At 44.7% G+C, this 18,508-nt stretch carries 15 protein-coding genes and 2 tRNA genes; 3 read left to right on the forward strand and 14 right to left on the reverse strand.

The window, feature by feature from the left end; genetic code table 11:
- The first annotated feature begins 305 nt into the window (after positions 1 to 305).
- Positions 306 to 2,126: a DUF4388 domain-containing protein gene (locus tag BLU87_RS15080; protein WP_175498420.1), complete on the forward strand. Its 1,821-nt coding sequence runs from the start codon at positions 306 to 308 to the stop codon at positions 2,124 to 2,126.
- A 9-nt stretch (positions 2,127 to 2,135) separates the two neighbouring features.
- Positions 2,136 to 3,203, forward strand: a complete 1,068-nt coding sequence (locus tag BLU87_RS15085; protein WP_092350340.1) for a type IV pilus twitching motility protein PilT — start codon at positions 2,136 to 2,138, stop codon at positions 3,201 to 3,203.
- A 2-nt stretch (positions 3,204 to 3,205) separates the two neighbouring features.
- Here the strand turns inward: BLU87_RS15085 and BLU87_RS15090 are convergent, their stop codons facing one another.
- From BLU87_RS15090 to BLU87_RS15115, 7 genes are all read right to left on the reverse strand, one after another.
- Positions 3,206 to 4,285 (reverse strand): ATP--guanido phosphotransferase, encoded by a 1,080-nt coding sequence (locus BLU87_RS15090; protein ID WP_092350342.1) that lies wholly within the window; start codon positions 4,283 to 4,285, stop codon positions 3,206 to 3,208.
- A 15-nt stretch (positions 4,286 to 4,300) separates the two neighbouring features.
- Positions 4,301 to 4,459, reverse strand: coding sequence for a hypothetical protein (locus tag BLU87_RS17365; protein WP_175498421.1), 159 nt, complete (start codon positions 4,457 to 4,459; stop codon positions 4,301 to 4,303).
- A gap of 176 nt (positions 4,460 to 4,635) precedes the next feature.
- Positions 4,636 to 4,710 (reverse strand) — tRNA-Gln (locus tag BLU87_RS15095).
- A 108-nt stretch (positions 4,711 to 4,818) separates the two neighbouring features.
- Positions 4,819 to 6,009 carry an amino acid aminotransferase gene (locus BLU87_RS15100; protein WP_092350344.1) on the reverse strand — a complete coding sequence of 397 codons (1,191 nt, stop codon included), beginning with the start codon at positions 6,007 to 6,009 and terminating at the stop codon, positions 4,819 to 4,821.
- Positions 6,010 to 6,212: 203 nt separating this feature from the next.
- Entirely contained in the window at positions 6,213 to 9,299 is a 3,087-nt protein-coding gene (locus tag BLU87_RS15105; RefSeq protein ID WP_092350346.1) for an efflux RND transporter permease subunit, read from the reverse strand.
- 3 nt (positions 9,300 to 9,302) lie between these two features.
- Positions 9,303 to 10,367 carry an efflux RND transporter periplasmic adaptor subunit gene (locus tag BLU87_RS15110; protein WP_092350348.1) on the reverse strand — a complete coding sequence of 355 codons (1,065 nt, stop codon included), beginning with the start codon at positions 10,365 to 10,367 and terminating at the stop codon, positions 9,303 to 9,305.
- On the reverse strand, positions 10,354 to 11,901 hold the full coding sequence (locus tag BLU87_RS15115; RefSeq protein WP_092350350.1) for a TolC family protein: 1,548 nt from the start codon (positions 11,899 to 11,901) through the stop codon (positions 10,354 to 10,356). Before BLU87_RS15115 ends, BLU87_RS15110 begins: the two co-directional genes overlap by 14 nt.
- A gap of 250 nt (positions 11,902 to 12,151) precedes the next feature.
- Here BLU87_RS15115 and BLU87_RS15120 point away from each other — a divergent pair, with 250 nt between their 5' ends.
- Positions 12,152 to 12,511, forward strand: coding sequence for a PilZ domain-containing protein (locus BLU87_RS15120; RefSeq protein ID WP_092350352.1), 360 nt, complete (start codon positions 12,152 to 12,154; stop codon positions 12,509 to 12,511).
- 61 nt (positions 12,512 to 12,572) lie between these two features.
- Here BLU87_RS15120 and gltX read toward each other — a convergent pair whose 3' ends face one another.
- The 7 genes from gltX to BLU87_RS15155 form a co-directional block, all read right to left on the reverse strand.
- Positions 12,573 to 13,973, reverse strand: coding sequence for a glutamate--tRNA ligase (gltX, locus tag BLU87_RS15125; protein ID WP_092350354.1), 1,401 nt, complete (start codon positions 13,971 to 13,973; stop codon positions 12,573 to 12,575).
- Between the two features lie 53 nt (positions 13,974 to 14,026).
- Entirely contained in the window at positions 14,027 to 14,830 is an 804-nt protein-coding gene (gene amrB / locus BLU87_RS15130) for an AmmeMemoRadiSam system protein B (RefSeq protein WP_175498422.1), read from the reverse strand.
- Between the two features lie 16 nt (positions 14,831 to 14,846).
- Complete coding sequence (locus tag BLU87_RS15135) at positions 14,847 to 15,662, reverse strand: sulfite exporter TauE/SafE family protein (protein ID WP_092350358.1); 816 nt, start codon at positions 15,660 to 15,662, stop codon at positions 14,847 to 14,849.
- Between the two features lie 89 nt (positions 15,663 to 15,751).
- A tRNA-Cys gene (locus tag BLU87_RS15140) sits at positions 15,752 to 15,825 on the reverse strand.
- A gap of 113 nt (positions 15,826 to 15,938) precedes the next feature.
- The gene (locus BLU87_RS15145) at positions 15,939 to 17,312 is read right to left on the reverse strand and encodes a PQQ-dependent sugar dehydrogenase (RefSeq protein WP_092350360.1); all 1,374 of its coding nucleotides are present in this window, start codon (positions 17,310 to 17,312) and stop codon (positions 15,939 to 15,941) included.
- 89 nt (positions 17,313 to 17,401) lie between these two features.
- Positions 17,402 to 17,857 (reverse strand): DsrE family protein, encoded by a 456-nt coding sequence (locus BLU87_RS15150; protein ID WP_139167588.1) that lies wholly within the window; start codon positions 17,855 to 17,857, stop codon positions 17,402 to 17,404.
- Between the two features lie 17 nt (positions 17,858 to 17,874).
- The gene (locus BLU87_RS15155) at positions 17,875 to 18,486 is read right to left on the reverse strand and encodes a 4'-phosphopantetheinyl transferase family protein (RefSeq protein ID WP_175498423.1); all 612 of its coding nucleotides are present in this window, start codon (positions 18,484 to 18,486) and stop codon (positions 17,875 to 17,877) included.
- Positions 18,487 to 18,508 lie beyond the last annotated feature (22 nt).

Consider the following 18,508-nt stretch of genomic DNA (forward strand, 5'->3'; position numbering starts at 1 on the left):
CATTTAATGCGCGGGGTTCGCACTTTTTTGAATCGGTCGATGAATAAACGATCGTTCCAGAGACACGACCGGTATAAATCATGACCCTATCGACTAACAACAGCAAAACTGACGCCAGCAATTAATTCACGATCTCTAACATTATGATTTCAAGTATTTTTTTTTAATCAAACAACAAATAATTGTTCGGAAAATGTTGATTTTACTTGAAACCAATGCCCGTTTTTAGTTTAATGTTTTTTAACTTTTGTGATTCAGGATCTATAGATGAGTTTATTGCAGACTGTCGAAAGGAACCTCAGCCGATGCCATTAACTGGCGAGCTTGAACACTTACCTATTGTTGATGTCATTCAACTTATCCATTCAACCCGTAAGTCGGGAACGCTCAATGTCTATAGCCGTAAAGGTGAAGGTCAGCTGGTCTTTAATAACGGCTATATTATCAGTGCGACCCATTCCAGTGAAAAGCTTAAAATTGGTAAGATCCTCCTTGAAAGCCACATTATCAGTCAGGCAGATCTGGACAAAGCCCTCGCCCTTCAAGAACAGACCGTTGAAGATCGCAAACCTCTTATCGTCACCCTTCTAGAGCACTGTGGCCTTTCCAAAGATGCCGCATACAAAGCCTTGGAAACGTTAATTGAGATGACCGTGGTCGAGATGATCTGCTGGACCCGAGGCATCTTTACCTTGGATATTGACGAAATTAATGTATCCGACGACTACCGGTTTTTACCCAAACAACTCCAGGCAGTCACTCTTGACACCCAGATGGTCTTGATGGATGCACTGCGTATTTTTGATGAAAAGGTTCACTCCGGAGAGATTCAAATTTCAGATGAACCCCTCGTCGAAAATCCACTTGAACAGTTCGTAGAAGAGGAAGAAGAACCGCAGGTAGAAGACAATAACGATGAAGAGATTGTTGTCTCTGAAGATCTATTAGGCTTGGCCGATCTGGACAAACTCGAAAGAAAGAAGCCTTATGTCTTTAAGGGGTTGGAAGCCTTTGATCCTGCTGACATTCACCGCCAGCTTATCACCAAAACGTTGGTAGAGATCCCTGATGAAGACAAAGAAAATCTAGTCGCTTTTCTCTCAAGCATATCAACATCTCACCTGTTAGAAGATGGAGCGACCGCGACAACCACAAAATCACAGGCCGTTATCATCTATACCTGTGACGAGTTCATACAACACACGATTATGACAGTCTGCAAAAAAGAGGGGATTCTTGTTTTTGCCACTGCCGATCGCAGCGAACTGGATAATTTGATTGATCGAGCGCTGTTTAAGTATCTTGAGCCGATTCTGGTGTTTGGTGGTCCCGTGCCACAAACAGAAGGTTTTAGCAAAGCCGAAATCATCAATGTTCGCTCGTTAAAAATGGCTCAATACCCGCACATCTCTATTATTCAACTTGCATCGCCTCTTGATTTCACCTTTTCGCTCCAATCTCTTAACGAAGGGGTTCGGGCTGTCTTTCCAACCCCTTATTTCTGCGAACGCAAAGAAACCTTCACCGCAGATATGATCCATTTTCTCAATACTTTCCAGAGTTATATCCGTGGCTGCTTTAACGAAGAGCGGAGACAGCAATTTGCCAAGTTACGCAATAGCCTATCCGGTCTGAGATTACTGCGTAAAGCTCCAGATATCTCTCTAATGGTCCTGCAATTTGTCAGTGAACTCTTCGAACGATCGTTGACACTTATTGTCGATAAAAAAGATTTAATTGCTGAACGAAGTGTAGGCATCGTTGCACCCAAAGATTTTGGCCCAGCAGCACCAATGAAATTCCGTATCCCGATACGTAAAGAATCGCTTTTTCTGGATATTATTAATTCGGGAGATAGTTTCTTTGGAAAACCCGAAGATGGAACGTTTGAAGACTTGATATACCCTGAAATTGGCGCGCCGAAGGACAGTACAATCTTGTTATTGCCGCTTAAAAGTAACGATCGCACCATTACCATAACCTATGCTGATTTTGGTAGCCGTGCAGCCAGTAAAGTATCACTCGATTTTCTAGAATTCTTTGTCGGGCAAGCGGGAATTGCCATGGAGAATGCACTCTTTCGCAAGCAGATTGACAGTTCAAATCAGCCTGAGATTATACGCTAGGATATTTTTATGGATAGTAAAATACTCAATCAGATTTTAGAAATTGCTTTTGCAAAAAGAGTCTCTGACGTCCACTTCGAAGTCGGCAGTCCACCGTTTTTCAGGGCTCACGGCCAACTTTTACGTTCTAAACTGGCCAACCTCACAGCTGAAGACACTCAGTTTATCGCTGCAACAATCATGAAAAATAACAAGCGCAATCTCCCCGATGATTTTACTGAATTTGACGCTTCTTATTCATTAGCAAATAGTGGACGGTTCCGGGTCAGCGTATTTAAACAACGAGGTCATATCGGTATTGTTATGCGCGTCATTCCACCTGAAATCGGTAGTTTCAGTGATTTGAAATTGCCAAAGGTGCTCGGTGAAATTGTCAAAGCACCCAACGGTCTAGTCCTGGTCACTGGGCCGACCGGAAACGGCAAGTCAACAACGCTCGCATCAATGATTAATTATATCAATGAAAAGTATGCGTATAATATTATAACGATTGAAGATCCTATTGAATTTTTATTTTCATCAAGCAAGAGTTGTGTCATTCAACGAGAAGTGGGGATTGATACCACAGATTTTGGCTCAGCCTTAAAGGCTTCGCTACGGATGGACCCTGACGTCATCATGGTAGGAGAACTCAGAGATGTGGAAACGATTGACGCCTGCATCAAAGCATCAGAAACCGGTCATCTGGTTTTTTCCACACTGCATACTCAGAATGCCGCTTCAACAATAAACCGCATTGTTGGGAACTTCCCACCAGATTCACAAAAAATTATCCGTCAACGATTGGCAGACATCCTCGTCGCCACAGTCTCTTTACGTCTGGTTGAGTCAAAAGATGGAGAGAAATTACTTCCAGTCGTTGAGGTCATGCGGACAACAACGACGATTCAGGCCTGCATTCGTGAAGGCAACCTTAATGATATTGAAAGCCATATTGAAAAAGGGACCGCCCAATATCAGATGCAGTCGATGGATCAGCATTTAATCCAGCTCTGCAACAAAGGTTTGATTTCTATGCGGGAAGCAAAGCGAGTTTCAAATTCCATGGACCTGGAACGGAAGTTAACTTTCACTTAATCTCAAACGGGTCCGGGTGTCTTATCAACCGGACCCGTTGAAATTTGTTTTTCTTTATTTATAAGAGCCACAACCCCCTGATACAATTCTTGGACGCAATCAATTTCGGTTATTCCTAGACGTCTTGTGTTACTGATATCAAAAACTCCGTCCTCACTTGAAGAATGTTCACCATGGACTCCACGTATCTGCAAATGGTGTTCCTCAGCGACCAGATTGAAGGCAGGCAGGTCCAAAGCAAGTTTTGGCAAACGGATATGGACACTGGCGCGCATTGCAGTTCCCAAGTTGCTTGGACAGCTAGTGAGATAGCCGAGACGACGGTCATAGAGGTACGGAACAGTTTCAGCTATGGCATGAACACCAGTAAGTAAGCGCTCAAAAACAGCTTGAATATCACCACCCTGCTGCATTGAAATTATCCGTAACTGATCTTCTTCATTAACCCAAACAAGAAATGTTTTTTCTTGATTATGAAAAATTCCCCGGCCTTCAGGCCAGTGACGATTCAAACCAGCAGCGGCAAGAAACCGGTCGCCATCCTTAAATAAAAAATGATCTTTGATCAGCTGTCTTTGGACACCATCATCCATCCCTTTTAGGGGGTAATAGGTTCCGGCGAGCTCCCCCTTAAGATCACGTACAGAGTTGGCAACAAGCGTCTCTACTGAACATCTCTGGCTGCTGTTCATAGCGGCCCCTAAAGGGATATCCGCAACGTTGCGCCCCACCCTTATTCGTGTAGAAACAATAAACTCACCATCAGGGTCCGGGTTTGAGATTGAGAGCCGACTTAGATCAAAATCACTTCGATGCCGATCATCTTTGGAAAAACCATGATAATCCTCAATAACCAGATCAAGCAGCGGGGAAAAGAGATCATAGGATTCTGCATCTCCTGCATAGACACCGATTTGACTGTCTTGGTTAATGACACCCGAATTTATCGCTTGAAGGAATTTATAACCATTTTTTGTCGTTTTATCTTTCAAACGATCATACATCTGCCTTGATAAATAACGTGCCAGCAAGGAGGTGCAATCCGCGTTAAATTCCGGGAAAGAGGAACCATCCCAAGACATAGTCATTCACCTTTCTCAACCATGATTGTCGGTCGTCTCAGGACTTTCAGACTGATTTGTCTGAGTCCCTTCAGGTGATTTTTTTTTTGCTTTATTGACCATCCATAAAATTGCGAAGGTAATGCTCAGGGTCACAAGAATAAATAAGATATCAGCAAAACGAATCGGTTCCATTGATCCTCCATAGTGTCAATGTCAGTATTTCACAGCGGATGAATTGCAGTAAATCCAGCATCTGACTTATTTTGATAATGAATTTAACATTGGCAAAGAGCAATAGAAATAAAAAAAGGACAATGCAATTGCATCATCCTTTTTTATTGTTACCCCTCAGGGCAACTAACATTCAATGGCTGGGGCGCCAGGAATCGAACCTGGGAATGCCGGAATCAAAATCCGGTGCCTTACCGCTTGGCGACGCCCCATTGAAATGAGATGGATTTTCTAACAAAGTTCGCTTCTTCCGTCAAGCAGAAATCGACCCTGACAGTGGATTCTTGTCAGAGTCGATGAATAATCAACGGGTAAGCAGTCTAAACGACAGCTTTGATAGCTTCGCAGAGTCGATCCATATTGCTGGGGGTCATTCCTGCGACATTAATTCGACCAGATCCAACGATATAGATTGAGTACTCGTCGCGCAAGCGCGCAACTTGTTCTTTAGTCAGACCGGAAAAGCTGAACATGCCGCGTTGCTCAATGATTGAGTTAAAATCCTGCTTCACCCCTTTTTCTTTGAGGGTTTTGACAAACAGGTGGCGCATTTCATTAATCCGGCTACGAATTCCAGCAACCTCCTTGTACCATTTGGCCTTAAGCTCTTTATCACTTAAAACAACGGCAACAATCTGCCCTCCATGTGAAGGTGGATTCGAATAATTATAACGGATCCGTAATTTTACCTGGCTCATAACGGTATTCGCTTGTTGCGCATCATCAGCAACAATAGTCAAGGCACCGGTTCTTTCACGGTAAAGACCAAAGTTCTTAGAAAAACTGGAGCAGATGAGCATTTGCTTAACTTTTTTCACCAGTTCAAGCAGACCGGTGCGATCTTCTTCGATACCATTGGCCAAACCTTGATAGGCAAAATCGACCAACGGGAGAACTTCTTGTTTAGCAAGCAGATCGCCGATGATGGCCCATTGTTCCGGGGTGGGATCAATACCCGTCGGGTTATGGCAACAACCGTGGAGAAGGATGACATCCCCCTTTGGAATGGTCTTGATCGATTCGCACATTGCGTCAAAATCAAGACCGTTAGTTTCAGGATTACGGTAAGCATATTGTTCACAGGTTAAACCTGCGGCACCAAAGATGGTGTTATGATTGGCCCAAGTCGGGTTACTCAACCAGATCTTAGCTCCTGGATGGACAAAATGAAGGTAATCGCCTGCGACACGTAGAGCACCGGTACCACCTGGGCATTGAGCCGTAGCAGCTCGCTTGCTGTCGATGATTTCGTGACCAGCGCCAAACAGAAGTTCCTGAACCACTGCACAGTAGACAGGCGCACCGGTCATCGACAAATAGCCCTTGGAATCTTCCTGCTCAAGAATGCGTTTTTCAGCTTCTTTTACGGTCTCAAGAACAGGCGTACGACCACTAGAATCTTGATACACACCAACAGAAAGATTGATTTTATCCGGGTTTGGATCTGCCTTGAACGTTTCGGTTAGACCGAGAATTGGGTCTGGTGGGGCAATTTGAACCTTTTCAAACATACCAGTAGCCTTTCATACATTATGGGTTAACGGGTGCTCAAATACGTAAAATCAACAGGATATAACAAAGAAATGAAAGTGATTTCACCTATTATTGCGCAAATGATACCACATATAATTCTGTTACTTTCTTCTACATTAAGCGTCATTGCTTGTCAAACGCAAAACCAGCAAGAATAAAAAATGTTAAAATTTACGGTTAATTAGACATGTTTTTGAGGGTAAAACTTGTTCCGCGCAGACTCTGCCAATGAGTATAAAACCGGAACGACAACCAGAGTTAACAAGGTTGCAAATGCGAGCCCGAAGATCACAGCCACGGCCATTGGCCCCCACCAGTCAGCCGATTCCCCACCAATGATCCAATGCAAGGATTTGAAATCAAAGCTGACCCCGATTGCCATTGGCAAGAGTCCCAAAATGGTGGTTGTAGCCGTCAGCATAACAGGTCGAAAGCGAACGGTCCCAGCCCGAATCAGGGCTTTATTCAGTTCCATCCCTTCTGCTAGCAACTGATTGATATAATCGATCAAAACAATTGCATTATTGACCACAACACCTGCCAGAGAAATGACACCGATCCCGGTCATGATGATTCCAAAAGGCGTTGAGGTGATCATCAATCCCAGAAAGACCCCCGTTAACGAAAGCAAAACTGAGGTCATGACAATCAGGGTTTGCAGTAACGAGTTAAACTGAGTAACCAAAACAAGCATAATCAATAAAATCGCACCAACAAAGGCTTTGGATAAAAATGCGGCAGCCTTCTGTTGCTCTTCCTGTTCCCCTGAATAGGTTATCTGGTAGCCGGGAGGAAACTGCATGGATGATAGTTTATCTTGGACCTCTAAAAGGACTTCGTTGCTATTGCGGCCGTAGGTCTCAGCCGAGATCGTTACCACCCTCTTTTGGTCAATATGACGGATAGAACCAAAGCCAACCCCGAGTTCTACGTCAGCAATAGTAGACAACGGTACCGGGTCCCCATTGGATGAAGGGATCAAAAGGTTTTTGATGTCAGCAACGGACTGTCTCCGTTCCTCGGTCATCCGTGCAACAATATCGTACTCATCCTCCCCCTCCCGATAGACCCCGAGCTTAGTGCCACTAATAGCGGCCTTGACCATCTCAGATATCTCAGCCGTAGAAAGGTTCAGCAAACTTGCTTTTTCACGATCAACATTAATCCTTATTTCAGGTTTTGCCTTGGCAAAATCATCTTTAAGATCAACAAGACCATCAACATCCTTTATTCTTTGTCGAGCTGCAGCAACTAATTGGTCAATAACCGCTATTTCATTACCACTGATCTCGATACTAACCGGCGGGCCTGTAGGAGGACCCTCCTCCTTTTTTTCAACCTTGAACTCCGCTCCAGATATCGGAATCAGGGCGGTTCTGATCCGATCAAGGACCTGACGAGAGTCTTCACTGCGGTCATCACGATCAATGAAATCAAGGGAAATTTTCGTCAAATTTGATTGCGGATTACCACCTGTGCCACTCACACCAACCTCAGCAACGACATGCACGATGTCCTGTTCTTTGGCGGTAACGGCTTCAACACGTTGGGACAAAGCATTACTCGCCGCAAGGTTGGCACCTTCGGGAGCCGTTATTTCGACAAATGCGTTATTGGGCTCAATTTCCGGAAAAAGTTCAATGCCATGACCAAGGACGGCGTAAGTTCCCCCGATGCCAATCAGCAGCATGAAGGAAGCAACAACAACCAGCAGTCGATGTTTAAGAGCATACTCCAGGGTCAAACCATAGAGCGTGATAATTTGACTCGGGGCTTTTTCGCTGTGCCGCTGTTTTTTAGGCAGCGACATGAAGTGGCCACAAACAGAAGGATTTATAACCAGGGCGACAAACAACGAGGCCGTCAGGGTAATGATCAGGGTCAGAGGTAAAAACCTCATAAACTCCCCCATAATACCCGGCCAGAAGGTCATCGGAAAAAAAGCACACAGAGTTGTCGCCGTCGAACTGATCACCGGCCAACCAACTTCAGAAGCAGCCATTTTTGCCGCTTTTATTGCCGCAAACCCTTCTTGCATGTGACGATAAATATTTTCGACGATAACAATGGCGTTGTCAACGAGCATCCCAAGCGCCAAGATCAGACTGAACAAGACCACCATATTGAGAGTCATGCCAAAAAGTTGGAGCACCGAAAATGACAACAACATGGAAAACGGAATGGCGATAGCCACAAAAAGTGAATTGCGCAAACCAAGGAACATAAAGAGCACGAGAACAACCAGAATAAGGCCGGTGATAATATTATTTTCAAGTTCTGAGACCATCTTCCTAATGTCTTTTGACTGGTTGAATGTCACTGACAACTGAATCCCTTGGGGGACAAGCTCGTCAGCAGCATTCAGCAGGGCAAAGACACGATCAGCCACTTCAATAATATTTGCCCCGGTCCTTTTTTTTATTGCCAAAGAGACACTTTGACTGCCATTCAAGCGGGCATAACTGGTGCGATCCTCAAAGGAGTCGACAATCCGGGCAACATCTTTAAAATAGATGACCTGATTGTCTCGTTCCAATAGGACTAAATTATCAATTTCATCGGGATCAGAAAATTCGCCGGGGATGCGGATCAGGTATTTCCCCTGACCGATATCAATACTTCCGCCGGGAATATTGACATTTTCCTGGCGAATAGCTTGGACAATTTCACCCAGCGAAATACGATAAGCGTAGAGACGATCAGGATCAAATTCAACCCGTATCTGGCGTTCACGTCCGCCAGTCAAAACGACATCAAGAACCCCGGATATCTCTTCGATACGATCTTCGAGTTTTTCACCAACGGCCTTCAAGACCGCTTCGTCCACTTCACCTGAGACCGCAACCATGAGAATGGGAAATTCCGACAGGTTTATTTCCAGCACGGAAGGATCATTTTCCAAGTCCTTCGGCAAATCCCCTTTGGCTTGGTCAACCTTATCCCTTACCCACTGCAAGGCATTATCAATATTGACGTCAGGGACAAATTCAATGGTGATCATAGAAGAGCCTTCAGCGCTCACTGAAGTAATTTTTTCAACATCCTTGAGCCCCTTGAGCTTACGTTCGATTGGATAAGTGATCAAACTTTCAATATCGTCGGGGGTCACCCCTTCATAAGTCGTAATAACCAAGACATAAGGAACGGTAATATCAGGGGTCGATTCACGTGGCAAGACCATATAGCTGTAGGTCCCAACAATCAGAATAATCAGCATGAGTGCAAAAACGGTACTGCGCCGATCAATGGCTGCATCTGATATCAACATCGCCTAGTTAACCCCCACTTCAACCTTATTGCCATCAATTAATAGTTGCTGTCCGGCAACAATGAGAGATTGATTGACCTCTAATCCGTCTTCAATAACAATTCTCTGACCGATAGATCGCCCGATGACCACGGCAGTCTTCTTTGCCCGGCCATTGTCATTAATATAAACGAACTTCTCTCCTTCGCGATCAATAACGGCAAACAGGGGAACCGAAATAACTTGTTGTAATTGTTGTCGAACAAACTTTGCGCGAACAATCATGCCGGGGCGCAATTTGGCAGAACGATTATCAATGATAATCTTAGTACGATAGGTTCGAGTGGTCGGATTGGCGGTGATAGCAATATGCTCGATAACACCAATAAAAGGGGAAGCAGATGAAGGTTCGATAGAAGCCGCAATAATTTGGACTTGATCACCAATATGGAGAAACTGAACATCTTTTTCAGGAATATCGGCTATCACCTTGAGTTGATCCACCTGAACCAACTGCAGCAACGGCATTCCCGGAGAAACATATTCACCACGATCGACATAAATCCGATCGATTGTGCCGTTCACAGGGGCCTGAGGGAAGCTTTTTTGCAGTTGAAGCTCCGTTGCCAGAAGTGTGGATTTTGCTGTGACCAAACGATTTTCAAGGTCTTCCAGTTCCTGTTGACTGACCAAACCATCGGCGATCAACTGTTGATATCGATGAATCTTACTTTGGACCAGGTTGACATCGTTTTGAGCTTTTAACTGTTGTGTTTTGACCGTTTCTGGATCAATCTCCAATAAAACTTGACCTGCAGCAACCTGATCGCCTTCTGCAAAGTTGATTTTGTATAGGCCCCCCGAAACTTCGGCAGATAAGGTGATATCCTCCCAGGCCTCAAGATTTGCTGGTAATGTGAAGGTATCAGTAAGATCGCCAAGGACGACCGGTTCTACCGCGACAGAAATAATTTTCTCAGCCCTGACAGATTCGGCAGGGAGTTTATCTTCACGACTACAACCTGAAACCAGCCCCAAAAGAACAAAGATAACAACAAATTTACACATAGATTTTTCAAATATCTTCAAGAGTCAACTCCTCAGCATTGTTTCTCAGAACAATATTGTGCCGTTCAAAGGTCTGCCCCAGAGCATAGTCCATCTGTGCTAGGGCCAGATGATACCGAGTGATAGCATTAATTCGATCAATCTTGGCTGCAACCATTCGTTGTTGAAAAATTATGATCCGGAAAGTGTCAGATAATCCCTCCTGCAAGCGCTGCTGTTCTTGTTCTAGCGCTTTTTTTGCCAGGGATTCAAATCGTTCGGTTATTGCTAACTGCTCTTTGGTGTGGAAAATATTGATTTTTTGTTGCAGCAGATCATTTTTGATCATGGACTCAAGATCCTTATGACGATAGCGATCTTGTTTAAGCTGTAATTCTGCTTGTCGGTATCGCGATTTTGCCGCTCGATTTCCCAGTGGCATAGTCAATTCAACACCGGCAAGCCATTGATAACCATCGGCATTACTCATACTGGAAAAGGAGTTAAGCCAATCACCAGAGTACTGACTTTGTAGCGACGATGCGCGCTCCTTACCTGCAAGTCCATTGATCCCAAACTGAAGCTTTAAATCAAGTTGGGGTTGTAACTGATTGCGTAAATAATCATGTTGCAGAGAACTGCTTTGAATTACATAATTATTAATTTTCAGTTCAAGTCGTTGCTGCAACGCCCTATCAAAAAGGGTTTCGTTATCAGCGACCGTAAAGGTTCCAAGACTGGATGGAGAAGCGATAAGACTCTCAGGATTAAATTTTGCTGTTAAGCGATGATCAAGCTGGCGGTTCAATTCTTCCAACAACAAATTTTGTTCTTGAATGGCTAGAGAGAGGCTTAATTGTCGCGCCGCAACCTCTGTCTCTGCTTCTTGAATTTCGGTAACGGCTATAATTCCAGCGTCAAAACGTTTTTTATTAGCGAGATATAAATCATTGGCAAGAGTGAGGGACTGCTGACGTAATTGAATAATTTCTACTTTTGCAGCGAGTTGTCTTGCTGTCACTTCCAATTGCAAGATCAGGTTCTGTGCCTGCAATAAATAGCTGAGTGCGGTCTGACGCTGTTGACTTTTCGATATTTCCAGACGAGTTGAGTTGACTGCGGTTCCAAAGTTCTTCAGTAATGGCTGGTTTAACTCAAGGACCAAAGCTGTCCTGTAGCGGGGATCAAGGTTTTCACTTGAATCGTTGCCAGATAACCACTGAGAATCAAAAGCAACGGTCGTACTCAGCCCTGTCATAAAACTCTTACTCAGTCCGACCTGCCCTGAGAGGGACTCTGCCCGACTCTCTGAGATAGAGGGACTATAACTCGAATCATAGGGGGTCGAAGAACGTTCATATCCGGCAGTTGCAAAGAAGGTACTGTCGAAAACAGACTGTTCTTGTTTAATCGACTCTTTATTTTTTGCAACCTCCAAGCCCTCTAATTGCAACCCCAGATTGGCCTCTAAACCAAGGACGATCAAATCACGAATATTCATCAGATTCTGTTGATCGGCAACGGATGGCGTCGAATAAAGACAACAAATGAAGACAAGGATACTGACACATCTCATCTTATATTCCTTCAAAGTTGACAGACATTTTTTTACTTAAACAACGGTCATAAACATGACAAATCTGAACCTTCATTATGTAAATTTTGTATTCATTGCGACCGCAAACAGTCTGAGTTTAATAACTTTCAATGACAAGTCAATACAACCAAGAGGGTTGAGACTCTTAATTTATAGTTTTACAAACTCAAATGTTGCACTATAAGGTAAGATGGAATAACTTACCTGTACTATAAAAAGTGGGGCAATTATGGAAGAAAACCAAGATCGACCCAAAGCTGATTCAAGAAAAAACTTACGTTCGCCTTTAATAATTCAAAAGGTTCATATTAATAGTGATCGTCCGGTTTTTTTTGGCTACAGCAAAAATATCAGTAAAAGCGGGATGTTTATTGCGACAACGAACCCGATTCAAGCGGGAGAGCAAATTGACCTTGAATTTCCACTTCCCGCCCCTCTCACTGGAACCGCCCGTTGCCGCTGTGAAGTCGTCTGGAAGAGACCACGAGGGACCCACCTTCCGTTTGAACCCGGCATGGGGATAAAGTTTATCGATATGCCAGCAGAGATTTCTGAACGTTTAGATGAGTGGATCAAAGAACAATTATAAATTTTACCCCATCTAAAAATATAAAGGCTCGGCAATTACTATCCTGCCGAGCCTCCCATTATCAACCTGCCAATGAGTTGAGGGCTTGATCAATTCTCTGTAGAGAAACACCCTTCCCTAATACCTGAAGGATCTCATAAATCCCAGGACTGGGGACACCACCTGTCAAGGCGACCCGCAAAGGTTGCGCGATTTTACCAAACTTGACCTCGGTGACCGCCATGATATCAGCAAAGACAGCTTCAAGTTTCTCTTCAGAAAAAACGTCACAACTATCTAATTTTTCGTAAATAATTTCAAACATATACTTCTGTTCGGGTTTCAGGAATTTGGTTTTGGCTTTTTCCTGATAAACGACGGGGTCAGCGTAATAGAACTCAGCACCATCGGCCATTTCGACCAGCGTCCCGGACCGCTCTTGTAAGCTTTTTACCACCGCAACTAGATCTGGACCTTTTACAACATCAATACCTTTTTGCTGTAGGAAGGGGGTCACCAGTTCAGCCAATCGTTGCGGATCCCCAGTTTTGATATAATGGCTGTTGAGCCAGAGAAGTTTTTCAGGATTGAAGACCCCTGCCGAACGTCCAACATTTTTCAGGCTGAATTTTTCAATCAACTCATCCATGCTGAATATTTCTTCATCACCAAAAGACCAACCCAAACGGACCAGGTAATTCACCAAGGCTTCGGGGAGGTAACCCATCTCTTTATAAGCCATCACCGATGTTGCCCCGTGCCGCTTGGACAAGCGTTTTTTGTCAGCCCCTAGAATCATCGGAACATGGGCAAATTGCGGTACGGGATAACCAAGTGCCTCATAAAGCAAAATTTGTCGCGGTGTATTATTGATATGATCATCACCGCGAATGACGAGATTAATGCCCATCTCAGCATCATCAATAACAACAACAAAGTTATATGTAGGCGTTCCGTCAGTGCGTTGAATAATCAAGTCGTCCAACTCTTCATGGCGAAACGTGATTGAACCCTTAATCTGATCAACAAAAACTGTCTCAGCGCGATCTTCGGGGAGCTTGAAACGGACAACATAAGGGGCATCAGGCTGATCCGTACGCCGACGGCAAGTTCCATCATACTTGGGTTTCAGACCATCCCGTTTTGCTTTTTCACGCTTTTCATCCAACTCTTCAGGGGTACAGTAGCAGCGATAAGCCTTCCCTTCATCAAGCAGTTGTTGAACTTTTTGTTGGTACAGATCAAACCGGTCTGACTGATAAAAAGGACCTTCATCACACGACAATCCTAGCCATTGCATCGCATTTAATATGGCATCGACCGATTCCTGGGTCGATCGGGCGACATCAGTATCTTCAATCCGTAAAATAAACGATCCAGCCTCTTTTTTAGCCAGCAAATAATTAAAGAGAGCCGTTCTGGCACCACCGATATGAAGATAACCCGTAGGGCTGGGGGCAAAACGGACACGTAGTTCAGACATGGAAACTCCTTCAATATAAAAAATATCCTTCTCCCTCATGGAGAAGTTCGTCATCACTCTAAAATAAAACCGGCATAACCAACAACTCGACTCTGATCACCGTTCACCTGTCCTGAATGGGCATATCGGATCAGCTTGCAGCTTCGGGCTCCCAGTTCATACGCAGCCTGCATGACGATGATCGCCGGGATCACCCCACACATGCTGATCTGATTCTCTCTGACAACGCGGAATAACCGTGGGAGGTCATATTCCGTCATCGCATTGATTGCCAGAGCGTCAAGCTCTTGGGTTTCTGCAGCACTGCTGAAATGGTTCATATCACTACTGGCGAGAAGAAGGACTTCGTCCTGCAACCCCTGCAACACATCCGCAAGAGCAACACCCAGATGAAGAGATTCTTCCAGAGTTAATAGTCCTAAAGAGATAGGAACAATGTGCAGATCTGGTTGCAATCGCAATAAAAAAGGCAACATCACCTCGAGGGAATGTTCATATTTATGGGCGCGATCATCGATTGAGAGATCCGCGATACGGGCGATCAACTGCTGACGTAAAGCATCGGCAACCGGGATATTGCCTAGGGGGGTCGCCCATGCGTCAGCGCCACTGACGGCAACATTATCACCGACGCCGTGATGGTTTGGACCAAGTAAAATCACCTGTTTGGGAACTTCAATCTCAGCAAAAACTGCTCCCGCTACGGCACCAGAATAAACATATCCAGCGTGTGGAACAACAATCCCCTTAACAGGTTTGGGCACACGCTTACTGTTAAGCAAAGCATCAAGTTGAGAGGATAAAACATCAGGTTCGGCCGGATAAAAACTTCCAGCGACAGTTGACTGGCGTAACATCTTTTCCCCGTTCATTTTAGAACTTGAATAAAATTTTAAGACCAACAAACATTAGCAACACAGCAAATATCTTCACCAACTTTTCCTGGCTGGTACGACTTGCTAATTTGACTCCGATTCTGGCAAAAATAATGGCGAGAGGAGCAACCAGCAAAGCAACTAATAAGTTCACATAACCAAGAGAATATGGCATCCCACCCGGGACATTTAAGCCATACCAGATATAACAGATCACTGCGGCAAAAGAGGAAACCACAATCAGTGCAGAGGAATTAGCGACAGCTTTATGAATGGGCAGGCGGAGAAATACCAGCATCAACGGGACAGCGATGACGCCCCCACCAATGCCAAAAAAAGCAGAGAAAAAGCCTCCGATAAAGCCCACCAATGCTAACGACTTATTCTGTACCTGATTCTGACTTTCTATAAGCACATGTGTCTTATACAAGAGCAATTTTAAACTGACAAAAATTTGCATCAAGCCAAAAAAGAGCTTTAACATCCCGCCCGGTATGACCGCCGCAGCTGATGATCCCAGAATCGAACCTAACGCTCCACCCAAAGCTAAAAATGCAACCATGTGCCAATCAACATTGCCGTTCTTACGGTGAGCCAGAGTGCTACCTATTGCGGTCGGTAAAATGATAGCAAGGCTGGTTCCAAAAGCAGTGTGAACGACGAGATCAGAAGAAAAGCCGGCCAAAGGAAAGAGCCAGAGGAAGAGGGGAACGAGTATAACTCCACCACCGATTCCCAGGAGCCCCGCTAAAAAGCCAGCAAAAGCCCCCATAAAGAGAGTCAATATAATTATTTGTGGAGATAAGAGATCCATAAACAGATGGTCTCACAAAAAATTGTTGCCGATAAGAAAAAAATAAAAAAAGAGTGCCAACCGTAGACGGATTGGCACTCTGAATTATTTGGAGGCCCCGAGCAGATTCGAACTGCTGATAAAGGTGTTGCAGACCTCTGCCTTACCACTTGGCGACGGGGCCAATAAACGCCGATTTAGCGTGGGCAATGAAGTACCAAATCAGCTTGAGAGTGTCAAGAAAAAACCATCATTGTCAATTTTATTCACAACCGGTTTGTCTGGATACATGAGGTTTTAGTGTTTCCAGCTGATCCGATAGATCGCATTGGCTCGATCATCACTCAAATAGAGATTACCATCTGGACCAACGACCGGATCAACAGGTCGGCCCCAAACCTTCCCCTGAGACAACCAGCCAGATAAAAATTTTTCGCCATGCTTTTGCAGCAAATGTTGATCATAAGGGATCCTGATCAATTCATAACCTTTGGGTTCAGTCGCGTCCCACGACCCGTGTAACGCCACATAGAGGCTATTTTTATATTCTTCGGGAGCATCTAATCGATCGCCAAAGGTAATCCCCAAAGGGGCGGAATGGGCGGGTAAATCGACCTGACTCGCAACAGTCTGTTGACATCTTTCAAAGGATCCAAGCTCAGGATCGATTAACTGCTGACCGAAGCAAAAAGGCCAACCATAGTCACCACTTTCAACGATCTGATTAATCTCATCCGGAGGAATTTCATCTCCCAGTCGATCACGCCCGTTATCGCTACCCCAGAGGGTTTCTCCATCGGCGGAAAAACTTAAACCGACTGTATTTCTTAACCCTCTGGCAAATATTGAGGTGCGCCCTGTCTCTGGATTCACTTTAAGAATGGTGGCACGCCAAGGATTGATTTCTTCACAAGCATTACAACGGGAACCAATCGACAAATACAAAAAACCATCTTGACCCATGGCCAAAGAACGGGTCAGATGACCGCCATCGTCCGGTAAATCATCGACAACAATACGAATGTTATCGGCCTGATCATCCTGATTGGTATCTCGAAGCTCTAACACTTGGGAGGTCTCAGCAACATAAAGCTTGTCATCGCTCCAAATCAGACCATGCGGGTAATCCATACCGACATGAAATAGAACCGGCTGTTCAGAATAACCATCGTTATCTGCATCGGTCAGTTGGTAAATGGCTCCAAGCTTTGGGATAGTGACATACAGATGCCCGCGTGAATCGAAAGCCATCATCCGGGGCGGACCGGGCAATCTGGCAAAAAGTTGAATATCGACATCAGCAAAGGTTTCCATCCAGCGGGGAACTGCAAAGGGATCAACACGATCTGCTTCACGGATCATGATGGACGTCAGTTCCCCAGTAAGGGCAGGAACATCGTTATCTCTTTGAATCGCAGATAGGTTCAGAGCTTTGTCAGGATTCAGCTGGTTCATGGCGAGTAAGGCGGCTAGAGCTGTCAGTCCCATAGTAACAACCGTCAACTTGACCCCAGCTGTTTTACGGATAACTGCCATGCCAATACCCAGCAGCAGTGTCGGTCCGATAATATACAATGAGCTATACTGGGGCACGGTATTCAACAGAAAAGCACTAAACCAGCCTGCCAATAACATGCTACAGCCACTGGCGAGGAGAAGCTGTCTTTTCATCCGTACCAACTTTCGAAAATATATTTCATTTGTTAAAGGATACTACAGTGTTGCCCGCTTATATCATTGTAGAGCTCCATGCCGGATGATTACCAAGAGAGGGTTTTCATCTCAGGATCAAACAGTAAACCACGAACCAAGTCAGGATTTCCCATGGTGACACCGTCAATAAAATCATCCTTGGTCAGCCCTGCGGCTTTTGAGCAAGCTTGACAGGCAATCACGATACCACCGTCTTTCATGAAAGCTGTCAACATATCTTGGACGGACATTCCCTGCTCTTTCATGAGCCCATGAACATGAGATGGCCGTTTTTTATCGATAAGGTAGATCCCTCTCACATTTAACCAGATCGCGACAGGACTGTGTCCGGCTTTAAGAACTTTTTGATGGGCAAATAAAATGGCCTTACTGGCAGCCCAGGTATCATCTGTCGTGAGGTTGACAAATAATCCGCCTTTATTGTCTGCAGCAAAAGAATGGGTAGAGACACAGAGCAAGGCAATAAATAAAAATACCATCAAACAACGAGGAACCTTTTGCATAGATGAACTTCTCCTTATCAAAACTGATCATAAAATAAATCTGTGTCAGATAAATGAATCCTTCTTATCTGCGCGATTTCCCCTTTAAATGCAACTGAACACATATATGCAGCAGCCAAGGGGAAGGTCATGAACTCGATAGATCCGTCATTATTCTGGGGATCGGTTCTGAATCCGGTTCCTAGTAATTTTAACATAGCTTCTTTCTGTGTCCAGAGACGAAAAAAACCACGGCGCTTGCGCAGTGGTGAATACTGGTTTAATAAGAATTGTTCATGCTCATTGTAATAGTTCTGAGCTAACTGAAGACATTGCAAATCAGGATCGATTCGTTCTACATCGACACCAACAGCCACTTCTCTGGCGACAACAAGAACACCCCACTCTCCAGAATGACTCAAATTAAACGAAATTGCTTGCTGCTGTCCTGCAAGCGCAGGTTTGCCATACTGGTTATATTGGAACTGAATTTGATCGGGGCTGACCTGAAGATATTTTCCCAGGATTAACCTGAGAGACCCTCTTGCAGTGATGAACTGATTTCTTTTGTCTAATGTCAAAAGCCGTTCAGCTCGCGTGAGTTCGTCTGGCGACAAGACACCATGAAAGCAATAACCGGATTCGGCCATCGCACCCAGACGAAATCGCCAG

It is taken from the genome of Desulfuromusa kysingii (genome assembly GCF_900107645.1).
GTDB classification, from domain to species: Bacteria; Desulfobacterota; Desulfuromonadia; order Desulfuromonadales; family Geopsychrobacteraceae; genus Desulfuromusa; species Desulfuromusa kysingii.